A 20,202-nucleotide genomic window follows, 5' to 3' on the forward strand; every position below is an offset into this window, starting at 1 on the left:
TTTAACCAGTCAGCCTACAGTCATAGAACTTCAAAATTACCATTGTGCCACTACTGTTGAGCGTGTAGGTTCAATCGAAGAAGGAGGGTGTCCTAGATTTTGTGTAAACGGGATTTTTATTAAACCGTTAACAGCCGATCTTCGAACTGGATACTGAAGCGATTCAAGGCCGCTTTCCAGTCCCGGATCGGCATCGTCCACTTCTTGCTGATGTTGTTCAGCGCCAGATAAAACAGTTTCATCACCGCGTCATCGGTCGGAAATGAGGCGCGCGTTTTGATCACTTTGCGCAGGCTCATGTTGATCGATTCGATGGCATTGGTGGTGTAAATCACCTTGCGAATTTCGGCTGGATAGTCAAAAAACGGGATCACCCGAGCCCAGTTTCGCCGCCATGACAGGCTGATCGACTGGTACTCGGCATCCCATTTGGCTTCAAATTCGCAGAGTCGTTGTTCGGCCAATTCGGCGGTTGCCGAGGTGTAAATCAGTTTGAGATCAGCCGCCACCTCTCGCTGCTTTTTCCACGACACGAAGTTCAAGCTGTTGCGCACCATGTGCACGATGCACAGCTGAACGACGGCTTTTGGGTAGACGGCTTCAATGGCTTCAGGGAAACCTTTGAGACCGTCCACGCAGGCGATGAAGATGTCCTGCACGCCCCGATTCTTGAGTTCGGTCACCACTTGCAGCCAGAACTTCGCGCCTTCGGTTTGAGCGATCCACAGACCCAGCACTTCCTTGTGACCGGCCATATTGACGCCGATAGCCAGGTAAACCGCCTTGTTGCGCACGGCGCCAGCGTCACGCACTTTGACGTGAATGCAGTCCAGATAGAGGATCGGGTACAGCGCGTCCAGTGGTCTGGCTTGCCACAGCTTGACCTCGTCACTCACCGCGTCGGTAATCGCCGAGATCAGGCTGGGAGAGACCTCTGTGCCGTACATTTCCTGTAAGTGAGCCTGGATTTCTCTGACACTCAAACCGCGAGCGTAGAGAGAGATGACTTTGTCATCGAAGCCCGTCCAGCGGGTTTGATGCTTGGCCACCAACTGCGGCTCGAAGGACGCCTGCCGGTCGCGAGGGATGTCGAGCGGCAGTTCGCCGAAGTCGCCCTTCAGGGTTTTACCGCTGTGACCGTTGCGCGCATTGGCGGCGGTGTTGGTGATCGCTGCGCTTTTGTCGTGCCCCAAGTGTTCGGTCATCTCGGTTTCAAGGGCCCGCTCCACCAGCATCTTGGTGAGCTGTTTGAGCAGGCCGTTTTCGCCGATCAGATCTTCGGGCTTTTTGTAGTTGGCCAGCAGACTGTCGGCCAGTTTAACCAGTTCAGGATCAGGCTTGACTCGTTTGGCGCGCTTGGGTTTTGGCTCGGTCATTGGATTTCCTTGGGGTAGGCAGTCTCCTGCCAAATGACCGTTTACACAAAACTAATTACACCCTCCGAAGAAGCGATAAAAAAACAACCAAATTCATAATTTTTTACGAAATCTCTAACAAAATACTGCTGCCAAATTGAGGGGAATCCGGAATGCCATTAGATACAGGGATGTACGAGACGAACGAAGCCTATCGTAGCTGGGTAGATCAGCCGTTCCGTTTCATCGAACCTAATGCTACCAATGGAGGTTTAGGGCTTAGAAAGCCTCAACTGGCAGCGCTATATATCGCACTAGGCCATCTCGTTTCATCGCCGAGCACCCCTGCAACGGTCGTGATGCCTACCGGTACAGGTAAGACCGATACAATATTTTCTCTAATTCTGGCCGGAATGTTTCCTAGAACTCTGATTATCGTTCCGTCTGATGCACTTCGCGAGCAGACCTCCGAAAAAATAGAAGTTCTTAAAACCCTAAGAAAGATGAATGCCATCGGAGAAATGGTAAAAAACCCTGTCACCATCAAAATCAGCTCAAAACTGACAGTACTTGAAATAAACAAGCTAGTTGGAGCGAACGTAATAATCGCGACACCTCAGGCACTACAGAACTTCAATGAAGAGGAGTTGATGGCACTAACCAACATATCCACACACCTAATCATTGATGAGGCCCATCATGTTGCCGCAATTACTTGGAATCGAATCAGAAAAGCTTTTAAAGAAAAACCCTGCTTGCAATTTACAGCAACACCCTTCAGAGAAGACAAAGAAAGCCTCGATGGAAAAATAATTTACAACTACCCATTAAAAGACGCACAAAACGATGGCTACTTTCAAAAAATAGAGTTTCACCCCATTAGAGAATACCAGCCAAGCTTAGCAGATAGTGCTATCGCAGCAAAAGCCGTTGAACTATTAAGGCAAGACCTAAAAGACAACAAAGACCACTTAATGATGGTAAGAGCCAAGTCACAGAAAAAAGCAGAACAGCTTTTTGAGATATACAAACATCACAACGACCTCTCACCCATTTTAATTCACAGTAAAATTAAAAACAAAGAAAACACCTTAAAGAATATAAAACAAAAGAAACACAAGATAATTGTCTGCGTAGACATGCTTGGTGAAGGATTCGACCTCCCCGAACTTAAAATTGCAGCAATCCATGACCAACACAGAAGTCCTGCTGTGACCTTACAATTTATAGGACGACTTACACGAGTCGACGACAAACTCGGCACCGCTAAATTTGTTGCAAACATCGCCAACCAGAAGATGGATGCTCAGATGTCAGCTCTTTATGAGGAAAGTGCCGACTGGAGTGCTATTATTCGGGACGTGAGCACCAACAAGATCCAAAGAGAAGTACAGAGAGACGAACTCACCTCTCAATTTGAAGGTGATAGGGACGGAGAAAAAATCCTAGCACTGAACCCTACCCCAAAAATTAGTGCAATCGCCTATCAACTTACTAAAGAAGACTGGCAGCCAGCGAACGCGGAAAACTTTAAATCCCTTAGAGAAAAACTACAATTTGTCACCGTAAACGATGCTAACAACATGGTGATCATGGTAACAAAGGCAGAGATACCGGTAAACTGGGCTAATTCATCCGACATTATAAACACTGAATGGTACCTTTATATAGCCTACTTCCAACAAGAACAGAAAACACTGTTTATTCATTGCTCGGGTGATGAAGGACAAGCGACAAACTTTCGAAATCTAATATCGAACAATAGTGTAAAAATCGCTGGAGAGAAAACATTTAGAACACTGCACAACATTTCATTCATGAAGCTACAGAACGTTGGCTTATCTCGCACTCAAAAGGATGTAAGCTTCACGATGCATGTTGGCCGAGATATTAATTCGATTATGGGTGATTTAGAAAATGGGACCGCGATAAAATCCAATATTTTTGCAAGTGGATTCGAGGATGGCGAAAAAACAACAGCAGGATGCTCTCACAAAGGAAAAATATGGGAAATGAACTCAGAGTCTATTGATTACTGGGTGCGTTGGTGTGACCAAGCGTCGTTGAAACTAAATGATGCCAACATCAACACAAAAGATATTCTTGATAATGTAATGCGCTCGGAGCAAATTCGCGATGCATGGCCCACAGGAATTTTTTACGCTGACTGGCCAGATCAAATATCAATTGAAACCGAATCGAAAGTATCATTAACAATAAACGGCCAATCATTTAATTTGCTAGATATTTATCTTGGCAGGCCTATTCTCACCTCAGACAATATACTTGAGATCCCAATCCTAACTAATAGTGCCACTGACGATGCAATAGAAATTTCAAAAATAACAATTACGCTATTACATGACGATTACAAGACCTCATGCAACAATGTAAAAATCTCTTTACAGGGGGAGCAGCTTTTTTCCGAATACCTCGATGAAAACCCTCTGAGATTACTAAAGCAAGACGGATCTTTCATCAGAGGCAATTATAGATATTATTCGCCAGTCACCCTTAACATTAAACTACCCAAAAAACTGCTATCCACATGGGACTGGGGCAATACAAGGATCCAAAAAGAGTCAATGGGAAAAGCACTAGACCTTGATACAGTCCAAGGTTTCACTTACAAGAAGATCGAAGAAAAATATCAGATTGTATTCAACGACGACGGTGCTGGCGAAATAGCAGACCTTGTAGGAATCAATGAAAAAGACGACAGGATAGAAGTGGATTTCTACCACTGCAAGTATTGTGGCGCGACTAAGGGAAAAGCCGCACCGGGTGGTAGAGTTACCGACACATATGAAGTAAGCGGCCAGACATCTAGATCCGTCAAATGGCTTCACTCAGGTGAAGCCCTATTCTCACAGCTTGTTTCGAGATACTCAAAATCAAAGGAAATAGGCTTTAACAGAATACTAAAAGGAGACATTTCTCAAATCGACCTTCTTCGGTATAAATGCCGTGACAAGGAATTGGTCATAGGGTTCTATATTGTTCAGCCCGCAATATCCAACAAACATATTTCAGACGAGCAACTTGCAGTACTTGGTACAAGCTATGTTTACATCAAAGGAATTTCAGGAACAGATTTAAAAGTCATAATTAACAACTAAACCACCCATCGCTAATGACGGCCTATTATGGCCGTCATTTAAAGCTCACACCCAAAAACAGAAACTATCCAAAGCTTATCTAGTAGATCCCAACAATCCAAAAAAGCAACCAGATATTTTACATACATTTAATTAACGCCAACTTAACAACCCACAAGAACATGAGATAAAAAAAGAGACAGATTTTTTAACTAAACAAATCCGTCACCTTTTCCATCCTAACAATCCTGCACAATATCGATACCCCTTTGATTATATGCTATGCCCCCTTACCCCACCAACTTATGAAACATCGCATACTGCTTACCTTTACCTGTAAGCGACAGGTCCTTATCACCATATTGAGTTATGTAATCCGCCTCTAAAGCCTGGTCAATCAACACATCAAACATCAATCTAGAGATCCCCATTTTTCGAAGTACTGTGCCGTAATCTAAATAGTCATGAGTTTGGCGCTCGAAGACGTCAACAATAGTTTTCATAAGCTCAAGAATGGCGTCACCGGTCCTTTCAGGCATATTATCTACGACAGGTAAAAATGGACTATTCCCTACGGGAGGTTTCACAAATAGTGGAGAACCATGCAGAGATCTAATCAGCTCATCGTAAGAAAACTCACTTTGTCCATCGTCAGAAAAATCTATAAACATTTTCGACTTTAGAAATGTTGGCACTATAAAAGTACCAGCCTGTCGAATTACGGGTATCACCTTATTTGAATTGATAGACTTCATCAAATCCGATGTGACAATCATTTTTTCATAACCAACACCACCTGACCCTATGTTTGCTTTATCAACATATCGCTCTGTACAGACCATAATTACACGATCAGAGGATGCGAGATTTTGTTCCATAAAGTGAGGAAGATCATCTCCTGGCTTTAGATCCCATTGATCAAGCGCCGCATCCACACCAGAGTTTCTTAATCGCGTTGCAAACTCAAGAACCCACTTTTTATGCTCTTGCGAATCATGAGAGTACGACACAAAAACTTTCGGTATAGTCATTTTCCTTCCTCCCTGCCTAGCGATTATCAACTTTAATATTCGTCTTTTTTTCTAAATTAACACAAAAGATGGAATTTTAGTTTTCGGGTGAAGTCCCCCTGCCAGATAGTGCCTCAACGCAATATTCCACCTTGCCCCTATCATCCATAGAAGCTTATAGTTCGCCCCGTCGCCCCAATGGCGACCAGGTTTGGCGACCTGAGTTATCGGGTGCAAAAGCTCTGTGCTTTCTTGCCGACGCTGTTGCACGCTCGCAAAGCTGTCTTTATGGCAGCTGTGCGCGGGAGACCTTTGGGTCTGCCGGTTTTCCGATCCCGGTTCGCCAACCTGCGTACAGCTGTCACCCATTCGTTTGGCGACGATAGAGGGACAGTCAACCTTTGCCTTGATCGGAGTTTCACCTATGGAAAGATACATGCCCCTCACCGGAATCGACCTGATCCCGGCCTCCCTGCTCATTGACACCCAAGCCCCACTCGACGTCCTGCAAGCCATGGCCGATTACCGCATCCGCACGGTCACGCAGGTGCTGGAAAACATCGCCTACCGCGGCGAACTCGGTTGCGACACGGTGGTGCTGTCGGACTTCTCCAAACTGCTGGCCATTCCGTTACGCGACGGCTGTGACTTGATGGACGTGATCGGTCGACGCTTGCGAGCGGAGGTGAAGGAGTAAGTAGAAACGGGCACCTCAATGGGTGATGCCGATTAGTTAAGCCGCAATGCTGCTGGCGAAGCCTGCGTTCGGTTCGGGCCGCGTTCGGACGGAGCAGTCGTGAAATCAGACGATGCGGTGTTTCAGGAAGACCGCAAACTCAGGTTTTACGACTGCTTCGCAGCCGAACGCAGGCTTCGCCAGCTGCTACGGATTGTGTCGTTCCTTGATTGATCGGTATTAGCTTCAATGGGCGCCCGTTTTTTTGCAGTTGGGGTCTGTGCGTGAACGCGGCTGACGGGGCCCTTCGTGAACCCATTGACCGAAGCCACTTCACCTAAAAATATGTGAAATAAAATGTGAAGGTAATTTTGTTTTAAGCGCCTACAAAACCTCTGGAGGCCAGGAAATTAGCGCCTCTTCATCAAGTCAGTATGTGAAATAAAATGTGAAGACTTTCATACGGTGAAAAGCGCTATATGCGATGGATTAAATGAGAACGGGCGCCATCAGGCGCCCGTTTTTTTGTATCCATGATCGAAGTGTTTAACAGCATCCAACAGACGACTGACCGTCCCTCAGGAAGGCAAAGACCGCGTACTCCATACCTTCAAGCAGGCCTTTGAAATGACAATCAAGCCCTCCGCTTCGAGCAGTACTCCACAATCATCTGAGTAACCGCAGCCACAACCACCTGATCCGCGTCAGGCGACGCGAACAGCCGACATTGCGCATCCGGCAATTCCGGCAACCCTTGTTCTACCCCAATAACCGCCAATCCTTGCCCCAACTGACTGAGTGGCATGGGCGCTACCGCGAAGCCTGCCAGTGCCGCCGCCCGTAATCCGGCAGTGCTGCTGCACAACATCGCTGTGCGTTGGGCGATTCCCGCCTGCGCCAGCCTCGTCAGCGCGGCTTCGCGATAAGGGCACGGCTCGGGGAACAGGGCCAGCGGCAACGGCGTGGGTAACCGGGGGACGAGTTGCGCCGACCAGGCCCACACCAGCGGTTCTTGCCATAGCAACAGCCCCGCTTCGCTGGTTTCGCACAGCGAACCGATGACCACCTCCAGATGCCCTTGCTTCATCAGCGCCAGTAACGTGCCCGGAATGTTCACCTGCACTTCGATCTTCATCCCGGGGTACTGCGCTGCGAAATCCTGAACGGTGCGCAGTAATCGAGACTCGACAAAATCTTCGGACACCCCGATCCGCAGCCGCCCGTGAAACGGCGTGCGTGTCAGGTCTGTCCAGGCATCACGGTTCAGCGCGAGGATCGTGCGCGCATAAGAGATCAGGCGCTCGCCATCGGCTGTCAGTTGCTGGGAACGGGTGGTGCGCGTCAACAGGGGTTTACCAATCTGTTCTTCCAATCGCCGCACATGGCCACTGACCGCCGACTGAGTCAGGTGCAGCTTCTCGGCGGCACGACTGAAGCCGTCTTCATCGACGACGGTGACAAATGTCTTGAGCAGCAGAGCATCGAACATAGTTTTATACGTGATCAATTGAGTAGGAATTTACGATTTATATTTCAAATACAACTATGTTGCAATGCTCTCACCTGCCCTGCTTCCCCATCATCAAGGTGTGCCATGACGACTCTTCTCCATATTCAGTGTTCGCCACGCAAGCAGCGTTCGGCTTCCCTTGAAGTCGCCCGCAGCTTCATTGCGCGTTATCAAGCAAACACCCCGGACACCGAAATCATTACCCTCGACCTCTGGAACATGGCGCTGCCGGAATTCGATGATCTGGCCATGGAGGCCAAATACGCTGGGCTCAATGGCACGCCGTTGACCGCCGCACAACAAGACGCCTGGAACACGTTAAAAGAGTTGGCCAGTCACCTGCACCGCGCGGATGTACTCGTGATGTCCGTACCGCTGTGGAATTTCAGCATCCCGTACAAACTCAAGCACTTCATCGACCTGGTATCGCAGAAAGACATCCTGTTCAGCGTTGACCCGGAACGCGGTCTGGAAGGCATGCTGCACAACAAACTCGCCGTGGTGATGTACGCCCGCGGCCTGGATTTTTCGGCGCAGTCGAGCACACCGGCGGAGCGCTTCGACTTCCAGAAGCCCTACGTGGAAGCCTGGCTGAAATTTATCGGCGTCACGGATGTGCATTCGGTGATTGTGGAGAAAACCATCCTGGGGGAAGACGTTGATCTGCGCGCGCGTGAGGACGCGACTCAGCAGGCCAGACGCCTGGCAGACAGTTTGTCGCAGATCGATTCATTACAAACCGAAAAACTTGAATAGCCACAGTCCTCCCATACCGACCGCCAGCGTCAGGAGCGTATTACGAGTCTGCCAGGCGACCCAGGCCGCAATAATGGCGGCGGGTATCTGGGGGTTATTCAACACGAATTCACCCTGCCCGTTGGGATACACCACGGTGGGCAGCACAAGGGCCGCCAGCACACTCGCCGGTACGTAAAGCAAGGCCCGACTCAGCACTGACGGGATGCGCAACCGGCCATACAGTTCGACAAAAGAAAGACGCATCGCGAACGTTCCCAAACCGACGGCCAGGAACATCCCCCACAAGGCCAGATCACTCATGGTGTCTCCCTCTCGACGTCATGGGTTAGCGCATCGCTCAATGGGCGCTTGCGAACACTCTCGATCAACAGACCCGCGATGACACCGCCGATGGAAGCGGTTATCAGCCCAAGGTTATAGGGCATGTTGACCGCCAACACGGCGATCAGCCCGCCGACCGAGGCGGCGGCCAGGCTCGGCGCGCTGCGTATGCCGGGAACCAGAAGCGCCAGAAACGAAAGCGGTATGGCAAAGCTCAACGACCAGGTCTCGGGGATGCTTGCGCCCAGGTAGATGCCTGCCAATACCGACAATTGCCAGGTCAGCCACATGGCAGCGGCGGTGCCGGCATAGTAGTGGTGTGCAAATTGACCCAGCTCGCCAGAGGACAGCTTGAGACTGCACAGTGCGTAGGATTGGTCAGAAAGCATGTAGGACACCGGCCACGTCCAGCGTCGGGGCAAGTGGTGCAGATGGGGAGCCAGTGACGCGCTGTACATGATGAAGCGCAAGTTGATGACCAGGGCCGTCACCACGATCGCCAGCGGCACAACGCCCGTATGGAGCAGTTGCAACGCGACCATCTGCGCGGACCCAGAGTAGAACAGCAGTGTCATGCCCATGGTCGTGCCGGGCGACATGCCCATGTTGATCGCCATGACCCCCGTCAACAATCCGAAAGGAACGACGCCGGGACTCAATGGAATGAGCGCCCGGACACCTTGCATGAACGCTTCCCTTCCTGATCGGTACGGCATGTCGTCTCCTTGTTTTTGTGTTCGCGGCGCCGGTTCGATTGCGACCCATCGTGCGGTAGAGTGTGGACCCGGAGCCCGAAGGGCAGAACCGACTTTTTTTTCGCGAAAACAGGTAGTTTTTGTTATGGCAAAAAGCTCCCAGCCGGATCAGGCCCTGCTCTCAATGCCGTCCTTCAAGGCCATGAGATCCTTCGTGGCCGCCGCCAAGTATCGGAACTTTACCCGGGCCGCCGAAGCGTTGTGCGTCACCCAGGCGGCGATCAGCCGTCAGATTCGCGAGCTTGAACTCTACTTGGGGACCGAGTTGTTCACCCGTACCGGGAGGGAAGTCAGGCTGACAGCTTCGGGCACCGCACTCTTCGATGCGGCACAGCTGTCCCTGCTCAACATCTTTCAAGCGACTGAAAGAATCCGCCGGGAAAAAAGCGATAAGCGCACCCTGACCCTATGCTGCTCACCCGCCTTGTCGGCGCTGTGGCTATCCCATCGACTGAAAGACTTCTTCAGCGCCAACCCCGATGTCGACCTGAATGTCATCACCACCCAGCATTTTCTGGTGATGGAGCCCGGGATCAATACGGATATTTTCATCACCAAGAACAGTGATCTGCGCCCCGGCTATCTGCGAATACCTTTGTTTAATGAAGTCGTCTATCCCGTGTGCACGCCTCGTTATCTGGAGGCTCATCCAGAACTGAAAACCCTGGAGGGTATGCGCAACAGCGTACTGCTGGACCTGAACCCTTATGGCCGCTCCCAGCTGTCAGAACAGGTCGACTGGAATGTGTGGTTCGCTTTCCAGTCCCATGACCTGCAGATCCCGGCCTCGGAAAGTCCGCACTACTTCAGCAGCAATGACTACAGCCTTCTCGTGCAAATGGCGCTGGATGATCAAGGTATCGCCTTGGGCTGGGATCATTTGGTGAGACATCTGGTGCAGCAGGGGCGCCTGGTTCGGCCGGTGACGGAGGAACTGACGCTCAGGGAATCGGTTCAGTATTTGATGATCAATGAGAAGAAGGCAGAGGATCCGGCGTGTGGGCGTTTGAAGGATTGGCTGGTAGCTCAGTTCAAGTGAAGTAAATGAGCTTACGCCTGCCTGACCATATCGACCGAGATCTCCACCGCCGCAGTCGTGCCTCTGTTCTCAAGCCAGTGAGTGGTGTTCCTGTCCTCGGGCCAGCCCACTCCCGGCCCATAATCCGTGGCGACTCCATTTCGATGGTCAGTGATCGTTCCTTGCAGAATGTAGACGGTGCCGGGTCTGTCTACATGGTTGTGAATCGGCCCGAAGACGCCTCCAGGCTCGATGGTCACCTTGCGCATTCTAAGTTGGCGCCCTGCCATACCCTCGATCTCAGGACCCAGGTCAATCGTAGCCAGTAACTTCACCGTAACGCCTTTCGTCTCCGGTGCCGTCTGTTCGTTGCTCATCGCGCGCTCCCAACTGTACATACAGGGCCTAACTAGAAGTAGAGACCCTATAAAGGTGTGATCAGTAGGGAGGCGACAAAGGGTCGATTGCAGCCCTCTCTGACAGGCAGCTAGCGAGCCAGAAGCAGTCACTCAGCGCGCTTAAAAAAGGAGGGGCGATTCAGTTTCCCAATCAGGTGGCCTTGCTGCGATACCAGACGGCAGTACGCTCATTATCAGCTTTGGATTTTCGTATTTCGAACTGCCGTGATTCGTGCAGGGCATGCCTCCATCTGCTGCAGCCGTAGCGCTTGGGCGTCTGCTCTGGATAGGCACTACCCATCCAGCGGATGGCTGCTTCCAGTCGGGTCCAGCCACCTTCGGCAAGCTTGGTTTCTGCTTCACGTAAACAGCTGCATATCCCACTGCCAGGCCAATTGACTGAACCATCCACCCGGATACCGTCGAACACATCTTCAAATGCTTGGCTCTGTATAAACGAAGCCATTTCAGTTCGTGCCACATCAATGGTTTTGGCCCAAGATCGCAGATTTAGACAATGCCGATTGATGATGTCGTAGCTTTCCTCCAGAAAACCATCCGCCGCCTGGCAGCCTGATTCAGACCAGAGATCGAAACGCTCAATGAAGTGGTGAACCAGTTTATTGCGCAGGTCAACCAGCTCCTTGAGGTCGGCCTTCATTGCCTCATAGTGCTCGGCTGGCATTTCCAACTGGTATCGATACCTGAGCCAGATCTGCTCACCGACATCGGCTTCCGTCTGTGACTCTTCTTCATTTGGGAGCGGCGGAGTCAGAAAGTTTTCGGTCAACATCCCCATCAATGTGCCCATCGTCTTGTTCTGGACACATGCGACCTTTTGCTCACGGATGATAGGCAGCCGATCCGCAGGGCCGCTCAGCTCACCATGCGCGACAATGGCTTTCAGCTGCCGTTCGTATTGTTGCAAGCGCAACAGACAGCGTCCGAGTTTGCGCTGCACTATATGTTGAATAGCAGGTACATCATCCGAGGGAATGGTAGTGACTTCATCCATGATTAACGACTCAGGCATAAGTGGTAGGGCTGGAGCGATTCACTGCAATACGCTTGCCCTGCCAGAAGGGCTTGCAACGCGTAAATCGGACGCTTTTCAAGCTCAGTGTAGGTTGGGCCAAATCCGCTCGGAGTTTTTCAATAGAATCGGTCGACAGCTGCTGCTGGCGAGTGACAGCTTTGGGTCGCTTTCTGCCTCTCGCGACGGGCAGAAAACGGCCAATAGCGGTCCTTCGTGGCACCTAATCGCTACTGATGAAGACCCTCAACCGCCGCGACATATTCCTCGCTACCAATTCCGATCGCCCCCACACCTCACGTTCTTCTCCGCCTTACGATCGATTGTTCGTCGGCGTCCCAAAGTGTAAGAATTTGGTTTGGAAAACAGTATTCATACCGGTCGAACACATGCGGGCCGGAGTCGTCCGCAGCAGCCATAAAAGAAAATAATTCTGTCGCGGCGGTGGAAAAAACATCGATTTCATGGTTTTTATCCCAAGCAATGACTGATTCTGTGCGCTTGTTTTGTAATTCTCGATACTTAAGATTTTCATGTTCAAGGCTTCCAAAAGTGTGATTAGGAACGCTAACCAACAACCCAGCGCGGTATGCGTTGAGATTGGAGGCAGTGTGCCTTTTGTTTCACCCCTGGGGCTTCTGAACGTCTCGTATTTAGTGCGGAACGTCTTTATTCATCAACAGGTTTTGGAGGAGTGATCATTCGTGTCTAGTTAACCAAAAAAAAGCCTCCGCAAAAGGCGGAGGCGATATCACGAAAAAGTAGTATCACTCTTTTGTCGAAAATAGACCTTTTGGCAACTCTTTACCATTTTCGTTGTAAGCGGCCTTGACGCTAATATAAGACTCCATTTCGTCGATATAGCCATCTTTATTAGTGTCTTTTTTTGCAAATACTGCTTGAGCGCTTGGTGCAACAACTAGGAACTCTGCAAGCGAGACTCGAGCATCATGATCGGTATCAATCGAATTGAAAATCGCGTCGCCACACTTGCCTTCACCGCATTTTCCTTCAGCGGTGGTTGCCTTCGAGGGCTTGGCGTTGGTTTCACTGGAACCGCATTTGCCCTCACCACATTTACCTTCCGAGGTTTTATCTGCAGCGGCTAGTTGATAACCCTGAGGCAATGTTTCCACGGCAAAGGCGGCGGATGACGCTAAGCTAATGCCGGTCAGGGCAAGAGCTGCCAAGCCGAGGCTAGTTTTATTCGAGAACGAACGGGACATATTACTTCTCCGGATATTGTTGCGCGACCAAGCCGCGCAGGACATGCCAGAAAGGGAAAAACCTTCTAGAAGGCAAAAGGCAAAGCGGATGAAACCAGAAACCTCTGGCGACATACGCGCAACCACGTTCACTTCAACAGGCAGATCTCATTTGGGCGAAATCATTTAGCCGTAGCCGTGTATCCTTGATGTATCGGTAAAATGGGTATTTGTAAGTCAATGTTTAAAAGTTTCTTCGGGATACAATAAAATACATATACATGAATTCAATTCAGCAACAGATACTAAATTTTGAATTAGGGTTCTGGGTCTCTTCCCTCAGTACGGCCTTTTGCCTCTCGTTTCATGGTTAGTACAGATGGCAGTGATCGGCTAACCGTTCAAAAATCCAATTACGCTGGGTTTGCATTGCACCGAGAAAACCACTGTGGTCAGACGGGTATTTGGCAGCAGGCAAAGAAGGCTCTGCTTCGGCTCGATTTATGTAAGGAGGTCCGCAGAGGAGAAAAAAGATAGTGAACAGCTCAATGACTACGAAGCTGGCTTCGAGCACTTCAACAAGAGTTATTACTACCAACAGGCAGTAAGACTATTCAAATCTTGAATGACGTAGAACGCAACGTGCCGCACTTGCACACACGGTTGTAACTCCATAAAAAAACCGGAGTCTGATTAAGGCTCCGGATTTTTTGTGAACTATTGGACACCATCGCAAGCAGCAGGCTTTATCGTGCGTGCCGAATGACCGAGCTGAATTGAACGCCACTGCTGAGCTTACTGCGCAAGTGTGGCCTTCGCAGCGGGCGCCTTGCGTGCGCGCATGAGCCGGAAGGCTAAGAAACCGGCCACGGCGAAGGCGGCATTCAGAGCGACCATCGGCAAGGCCGAGTCGTCCTGAAGTCGACTGAGCAATATGCCGGAAATAGTCGCGCCAGCCATCTGGGCAAAACCGATAAAGCCCGCTGCCAACCCTGCGCGAGTCGGGTTGGGAATCACCGCGCCAGCGACCGAACCCGGCAAGACCATGCCCGCGCCCAGAGTCAGCACCATCTGTGGCAGCATCAAGCCGAGCACTGATGGGCCGTTAAGTTCATGGAGCACCAGGACCAGGCTGGCGCCAACCGCAACTAGGCTGGTGCCGATACCCACGATTTTTTCCGGACCGAACTTCATGATCGTGCGGTTGGTAAAAATCGCACCAGCGATCATCCCCGAAACGATGCCGCCGAAAACCAGGCCATACTGGGTCGGGCTCAAGCCGAGTTGCCCAACGAATACCCGCGAGGAGCCGGCAATAAAGCAGAACATCGCGCCATAGGTGCAGGTAATGGCCATGGAAAAGCTGCGCAAGGATGAGCTTTTAAGTAACACAGCGTAGTTGCTTAAAAGCGTTTTCAACCGACCCGCCTGTGGGTCGCGTTGCAGATTGGTCTCCTTGAAGAACAGCGAGGCAATCAGCGCAAGTGCGCCAAACAATACAGTGGCGAACACAACCGTGCGCCAACCTCCAGCGTGGGTAGCGATCAGCCCGCCAAGCACCGGTGACAGCATGATCGCACTGAGCATGCCAATCACCGTGACGGCCATTATTGGGCCGGCTTTCTCTTTCCAAACATCGCGCACGATGCTCCGCGCCACTACCAATGCAGCGCAGGCACCCAGCCCCTGAAGCGCTCGGCCACCGATGAACTCGGCCATATTCCCTGCAAACGCCATCCATAGAGAAGCAAGCACATAAATGGCGACCCCGGCGAGCAGCAACGGCCGGCGACCGATGCGGTCGGATAGCGGGCCTAAGAAAAGTTGCCCGAGGCCAAAGACAGCGACAAACACTGATAAAGCCGCCAAGGAGGCACCCGGCGCGGCGTTAAGCCCCATCTCAAGGTCTCGCAGGCTAGGGATCAGCAGCTGGGTAGATATTTCACCTAGGCCGCAAAGCCCGATTAGGAGGGCAAGCAACACGCTGGAACGACTAGGATGTTTCATGGCTATTTCCAAGGTGACGTGAGGGAGGCACGCTCAATCTGTTGGGGTTTCTGGCTGGGGTTATGGCGCATTAACACGAGGTCGCAAGCGCAAGAAACCCGCGGCATTATGATCATAATAATTTGTTGCTGTAAATATGATGGGCGTAATTTTATTTGCCGTTTATCTCCTCAGGATCCCTTGGGCACCTTCGCATGCGCGACGCGTTAATAGCTTTCCGTAGAGACTGGCTTAAGCGCCCTGGATCACGACATTGAAAAAATGTGGGCTCAGTTGCCAAGACGTGGTGGCTGGCTAAGTAAAGTTGCGCTGCTACGCTTGAATTGTCGGAGCTGCCGACAAAAGACGACATGTTCCGGTCAGCCAAAGTATCCCGAGTGATTCGGGATAGATCAAACAGCCTACCGTTAACAACTCTGTCGACACCTGTCCCCTACCGCCAATCGTGCCCAGCCGATTTAAGGCGCTTATGCACGAAACCAATGCATGTATTTACTCGCGAAGGAATCGAGCGAAGGGGCGTGAGTTTTAGCGCGCTTCAATTACTACGCAGGCTGCACACCGCTCAAGCGGGGACCCGCATGCTTTTAGGCAAATCTCATGGAGATTCATATGAGAATTCAGTTGCTTACGGCTGCATTGATCTTCGTTTGCGCGGCGTCAACAGGTGCGGTACTCGCCGGTGACTCCCCCCTTAGTGCGGTAAAACAGGAAATCAAGCTCACGAAGGTCACACCCCAGTACTGGCGTGTCACGTTTCACAACCCTCCGTACAACATCTACGGGCCGGAAACCATGCCGCAGTTGAACGAGGTAGTGACGGCCATCGAGTCCGATCCGAAACTGGTGGTCGTGGTGTTCGACAGTGACGTGCCGGATTTCTTCCTGACTCACTATGACTTCGTGCCGCCGTTGACTGATACAACCAGCATGCCCAATGGGCCGACCGGCCTGCCACCGCTACCCGACATGCTGGTGCGATTGAGCAAGGCACCAGTGGTCTCGATTGTGTCGATACGAGGCCGTGCGACTGGCGTCGGCAGCGAACTTGCCCTGGCCAGTGACATGCGTTTCGCCAGCCGAGAAAAAGCCATTTTGTCGCAATGGGAAATCGGCGCCGCGCTGGTTCCCGGAGGTGGCCCGATGGCTCGCCTACCGCGGCTGATGGGACGAGGGCGGGCACTGGAAGTCTTGTTGACCGGCAATGACATCAATGGCGAGCTCGCCGAGCGTTATGGCTACGTCAATCGCGCGCTACCCGATGCCGAACTCGACACATTCGTCGACACCATGGCTCGCCGCATCGCCCGGTTCGACAAACAGTCAATTGCCGACATCAAGAGACTGGTCGACGCGGCCAGCCTTCCACCCAATGAAGCCATCGCCTCAGAATGGGAAGGTTTCATCGGTTCAGTGAAACGTCCGGCGGCGCAGGCGCGGATCAAGCAATTGATGGAGCTTGGATTGCAGACGAAAGCCGACGTTGAGAAACGCCTAGCGCATTACACCGGCACCTTGGGTGAGGAATCGAAATAGTTTCCACGCTTTTTTGAGTCGAATGCAATGTTTGCATAGCTGAAAGCAGGGCTTCACCTTGCAGATGTAGTTTTTGATTTTTCCAGAGGCTGAAAATGCAACGCCCCGAATCAAACGGGGCTTTGTGTCGGCGCCCAAACTTCGTACCAGGCATCACAGCCAAAACCTTCTCCTAATTTGGAGGTATTCGATGAGTACTAGCACCGAACTCAACTCTTTCACCGGTTGGGCTGCTATGGCGGCCGGCGCTCCACTGGAGCGCTATAGCTATAATCCCGGTCCGTTGGGAGATGAAGAGGTAGAGGTCGCTGTTGAGTATTGCGGCGTCTGCCACTCTGACCAGTCGATGATCGATAACGAATGGGGGCTGAGCCAATATCCTTTTATCCCCGGTCACGAAGTGGTCGGTAGCATCGTGCGAATGGGTACGCACGTGCGCGGGCTCGACGTAGGGCAACGCGTGGGGATTGGTTGGTACAAGGGCAGTTGCATGCATTGCTCCTCGTGCATCGGTGGCTCACACCACTTATGCGGTACCGTCAAACCCACCATCATTGGTAGCAACGGTGGTTTTGCGGATTACCTGCGTTCGCACTGGGCCTGGGCTGTTCCGTTACCGAAAGAACTCGACCCTGCCATGGCCGGGCCACTGTTCTGCGCTGGCTCGACGGTCTTCAATCCACTTCTGGAATTCGAAGTTAAACCCACTGACCGCGTCGGCGTAGTGGGCATTGGTGGTCTCGGTCATCTGGCACTTCGCTTCCTTAACGCCTGGGGGTGCGAAGTCACCGCCTTTACCTCGACCTTGAACAAACAGGACGAAGCCAAGCGTCTGGGTGCACACAACGTGATTGCCTCGACCGATAGCAATGCACTGAGAGCCATTGCCGGCACCCTGGATTTTCTCTTAGTTAGCGCCAGCGCAGATCTCGACTGGCCGGCCATGCTAGAAACGCTGCGCGGCAAAGGCCGACTGCATTTTGTAGGCATCGTGCCGAGCGCTATTCCAGTTCATGTTTTCAACCTGATACCACAACAAAAAAGCTTGTCCGGCTCACCGATCGGTTCGCCCAATAACACGGCAACCATGCTGGAATTTTGCGCACGTCACAATATCCTGCCGCAGGTAGAGATATTCCCCATGAGCCGAGTTAACGAAGCCATCGATCATTTGCGCAGTGGCAAGGCCCGATACCGCGTCGTGCTGGACGCGAACAAATGACAAAACCGACGTGGCAAGTGCGCTACACGCGCTTGCGATGTATTGACCGCGCGTCTTAAGTACTTGCCCGCCGCCATCTACCTGAGAGGACAATCTCATGCCTTCGATCTCGCTCAAACTGTCGGGTCCACGCAATCCCAACTTGGGTCAGCAAGCTATGGTTGCTATCAATCAGCTCACTGCCACGGTATTGGGCAAACAGCCTGAACTCATGGCAACGACCGTCGAATATATCCCCAATGAGGATTGGTTCATCGCGGGGAAACCGTTATCGCAGGCAGGGGGTAGCGCGTTCCATCTTGTTATCAGCATCACTGACGAGACTAATACAAAAAAAGAAAAAGCGCGTTTTCTCCTTGAGGTTCATTCCGCTATGAAAAAACTACTTCCAGACCTGCATGACATTTCCTACGTGTACCTCATCGATGCACGCGCAGCAGCCTATGGCTATGGCGGCCGCACGCAGGAATGGCGCCATCAGCAACCCGTCGTGTGAACAATCCCGTTTCCTAGTCGATTACCTAAATCGGCAGTTGATGGTTATGGGCATTGGCGATGTGAGACCGCTGGCTTTTGAAGGCATGTCATTTGCGACGCAATGCGTTGCCAGCCTGGCCGCGGTCTCCTCAACATTTTCAATTCGAGTTCAATCGGTATTTCAGTTCAGAACTGTTTGAACACAACCGGTACATAGGCGTCATCAGAGAAGACGCAAACGAATTCCGATTCGTGAATCCCTCCAGGCGACGACATAGTCGTTCGCAATGCCGTGTGGGTCGCGAGTGTATTCTCCAACACAACTTCCAATGGATGGCGCAGTTGCAGGCTGGCAAAGCGCTTCCTGAGTGCTACAGGAATATCCCGTTGCCAGCGCCTCGTTCTTTTCTTTCAGTTTGCCGGCCCAGGACTGCTCAAAAATGGTCCGTGAGTGGCCTTGGTTGCTTGCTTCATGGCCGAAGGTGCCGGACATGCCGCAGCAGCCGGTCGCCTCAGTCGTCAACTTGAGCCCGAGCCGGGCAAAAACGGCTTCCCATTGCGAAGTGCTGGCCGGAACATTGGTTTCTCGGTGCAGTGCGCCAACAATCGGAATGTCCCAGTCGCGGGATGCGGGTTTCCGGCAACACATCGCAGAGCCACTCCTGAGGCAGCAAGACCTTAGGGCAATCAGTCAGCCCCAGTACTTTCTGATATTCCTGGCGGTAGACCAGCGTCATCGCCGGGGTCAGCCCCACCAGCAGCACTCCACAATCGGCGAGCGCCTTGAGCTGATTGCCGTTGCGGATTACCGCCTTGGCGAAGGCACCGAGAATACCCTGCAAGTGCAACGGCTTGATGCCCGCTATGGGTTAACCTCGGTAATTCGTGACCGGCCGCTATGGGTCGATTGCCGCCCTTCGCGACAGGCTGTTCTCGACCAGAAGCAGACATTCACCTGCCAACAGTACGTCCTGTTCCAGATATTGCTGGACTTTCCCCTATATTAACTATCATTCAAATAAGTTTGGTCGCAGTAGCAACTTAAACTTAATCGTCATACTTAAGATGTCACACATGAACAGCGCACCCATTAAAAGTTGATCGACTTTTTACTCAAACTTGCCATTCGTCGTCATGCAGAAAAAAAATTCAACTTTTTCGAAAGCGGGTGACTCCCACTAATACAGCCATCAAGGCGGTGAGTATATTTTTCTGATTGATTGACGATTGTTGATAGGAGATAGTAATGAACTACGTAGATCGCGATACCTATGGCATGTACAAAACCAACCTCCTGCGAGATGCCGACTCTGAAGAACAGGGCCCTGGCCCCGATTTGATGGGGGCAGACACACTCATTGGAAATGATGTTTATAACCATAATGAAGAAGACTTGGGAGATATCAAGGAAATCATGCTGGATGTTCGCAGCGGCAGAGTGAGTTATGCTGTTCTATCTTTTGGTGGCTTTCTTAGTATGGGAGAAAAACTGTTTGCAGTACCTTGGAATGCATTGACACTCGATACAGTAAATAAGCGCTTCGTACTAAACGTAGAAAAAGAACGCTTGGAAAATGCACCAGGTTTTGACAAGGACAATTGGCCTAATATGGCCGACGAGACTTGGGCAACAGAAATCCATTCTTTCTATGGAACTAAACCCTACGATTACGATACTGTTCGGAGATAAAACATCGACAAAGCTAATATTCATATCCGAAACGATGCGCGCCGAGCAAACAACGACATGTTTCGTTGGGGGGGTGCCAACCCCTAAGGCGCGCATTGCGGTGAAAAAAGGTTTGTCGAAGCAACACTCCGC

17 protein-coding genes and 1 pseudogene are annotated in these 20,202 nt (G+C 51.4%); 8 read left to right on the forward strand and 10 right to left on the reverse strand.

What is annotated here, in order from left to right:
- Positions 1–119: 119 nt before the first annotated feature.
- The gene (locus ACYZUA_RS20620; protein WP_240890573.1) at positions 120–1,376 is read right to left on the reverse strand and encodes an IS256 family transposase; all 1,257 of its coding nucleotides are present in this window, start codon (positions 1,374–1,376) and stop codon (positions 120–122) included.
- Between the two features lie 152 nt (positions 1,377–1,528).
- Between ACYZUA_RS20620 and ACYZUA_RS20625 the strand changes: the two genes are divergently transcribed.
- Positions 1,529–4,474 (forward strand): DEAD/DEAH box helicase, encoded by a 2,946-nt coding sequence (locus tag ACYZUA_RS20625; RefSeq protein ID WP_461960393.1) that lies wholly within the window; start codon positions 1,529–1,531, stop codon positions 4,472–4,474.
- 269 nt (positions 4,475–4,743) lie between these two features.
- Here ACYZUA_RS20625 and ACYZUA_RS20630 read toward each other — a convergent pair whose 3' ends face one another.
- Positions 4,744–5,484 (reverse strand): toll/interleukin-1 receptor domain-containing protein, encoded by a 741-nt coding sequence (locus tag ACYZUA_RS20630; RefSeq protein WP_461960394.1) that lies wholly within the window; start codon positions 5,482–5,484, stop codon positions 4,744–4,746.
- Positions 5,485–5,887: 403 nt separating this feature from the next.
- Here ACYZUA_RS20630 and ACYZUA_RS20635 point away from each other — a divergent pair, with 403 nt between their 5' ends.
- Positions 5,888–6,160 carry a hypothetical protein gene (locus tag ACYZUA_RS20635; RefSeq protein WP_008154643.1) on the forward strand — a complete coding sequence of 91 codons (273 nt, stop codon included), beginning with the start codon at positions 5,888–5,890 and terminating at the stop codon, positions 6,158–6,160.
- Positions 6,161–6,773: 613 nt separating this feature from the next.
- On the opposite strand, the gene ACYZUA_RS20640 is transcribed toward ACYZUA_RS20635, so the two are convergent.
- Positions 6,774–7,628 (reverse strand): LysR substrate-binding domain-containing protein, encoded by an 855-nt coding sequence (locus ACYZUA_RS20640; RefSeq protein ID WP_461960395.1) that lies wholly within the window; start codon positions 7,626–7,628, stop codon positions 6,774–6,776.
- 105 nt (positions 7,629–7,733) lie between these two features.
- Between ACYZUA_RS20640 and ACYZUA_RS20645 the strand changes: the two genes are divergently transcribed.
- Positions 7,734–8,405 (forward strand): FMN-dependent NADH-azoreductase, encoded by a 672-nt coding sequence (locus tag ACYZUA_RS20645; RefSeq protein WP_150656167.1) that lies wholly within the window; start codon positions 7,734–7,736, stop codon positions 8,403–8,405.
- Here the strand turns inward: ACYZUA_RS20645 and ACYZUA_RS20650 are convergent.
- Together ACYZUA_RS20650 and ACYZUA_RS20655 are read right to left on the reverse strand one after the other, a co-directional pair.
- Positions 8,382–8,708 (reverse strand): AzlD domain-containing protein, encoded by a 327-nt coding sequence (locus tag ACYZUA_RS20650; RefSeq protein WP_461960396.1) that lies wholly within the window; start codon positions 8,706–8,708, stop codon positions 8,382–8,384. The genes ACYZUA_RS20645 and ACYZUA_RS20650 overlap by 24 nt on opposite strands.
- Positions 8,705–9,445 carry an AzlC family ABC transporter permease gene (locus ACYZUA_RS20655; protein ID WP_461960397.1) on the reverse strand — a complete coding sequence of 247 codons (741 nt, stop codon included), beginning with the start codon at positions 9,443–9,445 and terminating at the stop codon, positions 8,705–8,707. The genes ACYZUA_RS20650 and ACYZUA_RS20655 overlap by 4 nt, the downstream gene beginning before the upstream one ends.
- A 124-nt stretch (positions 9,446–9,569) precedes the next feature.
- Here ACYZUA_RS20655 and ACYZUA_RS20660 point away from each other — a divergent pair, with 124 nt between their 5' ends.
- Complete coding sequence (locus ACYZUA_RS20660) at positions 9,570–10,523, forward strand: LysR family transcriptional regulator (RefSeq protein WP_461964065.1); 954 nt, start codon at positions 9,570–9,572, stop codon at positions 10,521–10,523.
- Between the two features lie 11 nt (positions 10,524–10,534).
- Here the strand turns inward: ACYZUA_RS20660 and ACYZUA_RS20665 are convergent, their stop codons facing one another.
- The 4 genes from ACYZUA_RS20665 to ACYZUA_RS20680 form a co-directional block, all read right to left on the reverse strand.
- Complete coding sequence (locus ACYZUA_RS20665) at positions 10,535–10,879, reverse strand: cupin domain-containing protein (RefSeq protein WP_461960398.1); 345 nt, start codon at positions 10,877–10,879, stop codon at positions 10,535–10,537.
- Between the two features lie 172 nt (positions 10,880–11,051).
- On the reverse strand, positions 11,052–11,915 hold the full coding sequence (locus ACYZUA_RS20670; RefSeq protein ID WP_461960399.1) for an OST-HTH/LOTUS domain-containing protein: 864 nt from the start codon (positions 11,913–11,915) through the stop codon (positions 11,052–11,054).
- 785 nt (positions 11,916–12,700) lie between these two features.
- Complete coding sequence (locus ACYZUA_RS20675) at positions 12,701–13,159, reverse strand: HvfA family oxazolone/thioamide-modified RiPP metallophore (protein ID WP_461960400.1); 459 nt, start codon at positions 13,157–13,159, stop codon at positions 12,701–12,703.
- A 774-nt stretch (positions 13,160–13,933) separates the two neighbouring features.
- Positions 13,934–15,145, reverse strand: a complete 1,212-nt coding sequence (locus ACYZUA_RS20680) for a multidrug effflux MFS transporter (RefSeq protein ID WP_461960401.1) — start codon at positions 15,143–15,145, stop codon at positions 13,934–13,936.
- A gap of 612 nt (positions 15,146–15,757) precedes the next feature.
- On the opposite strand from ACYZUA_RS20680, the gene ACYZUA_RS20685 reads away from it, so the two are divergent.
- From ACYZUA_RS20685 to ACYZUA_RS20695, 3 genes are all read left to right on the forward strand, one after another.
- Entirely contained in the window at positions 15,758–16,681 is a 924-nt protein-coding gene (locus tag ACYZUA_RS20685) for an enoyl-CoA hydratase/isomerase family protein (protein WP_461960402.1), read from the forward strand.
- Between the two features lie 190 nt (positions 16,682–16,871).
- Positions 16,872–17,903 carry an NADPH-dependent aldehyde reductase Ahr gene (ahr, locus tag ACYZUA_RS20690; RefSeq protein WP_461960403.1) on the forward strand — a complete coding sequence of 344 codons (1,032 nt, stop codon included), beginning with the start codon at positions 16,872–16,874 and terminating at the stop codon, positions 17,901–17,903.
- A gap of 97 nt (positions 17,904–18,000) precedes the next feature.
- Complete coding sequence (locus ACYZUA_RS20695; protein WP_461960404.1) at positions 18,001–18,399, forward strand: tautomerase family protein; 399 nt, start codon at positions 18,001–18,003, stop codon at positions 18,397–18,399.
- 293 nt (positions 18,400–18,692) lie between these two features.
- Here ACYZUA_RS20695 and ACYZUA_RS20700 read toward each other — a convergent pair.
- Positions 18,693–19,234, reverse strand: a pseudogene (locus ACYZUA_RS20700) ((Fe-S)-binding protein); the annotation flags it as partial.
- A 392-nt stretch (positions 19,235–19,626) separates the two neighbouring features.
- On the opposite strand from ACYZUA_RS20700, the gene ACYZUA_RS20705 reads away from it, so the two are divergent.
- Positions 19,627–20,070 carry a PRC-barrel domain-containing protein gene (locus ACYZUA_RS20705; protein WP_461960405.1) on the forward strand — a complete coding sequence of 148 codons (444 nt, stop codon included), beginning with the start codon at positions 19,627–19,629 and terminating at the stop codon, positions 20,068–20,070.
- The last annotated feature ends 132 nt before the right edge of the window (positions 20,071–20,202 follow it).

Source organism: Pseudomonas sp. LS2P72 (assembly GCF_054897865.1).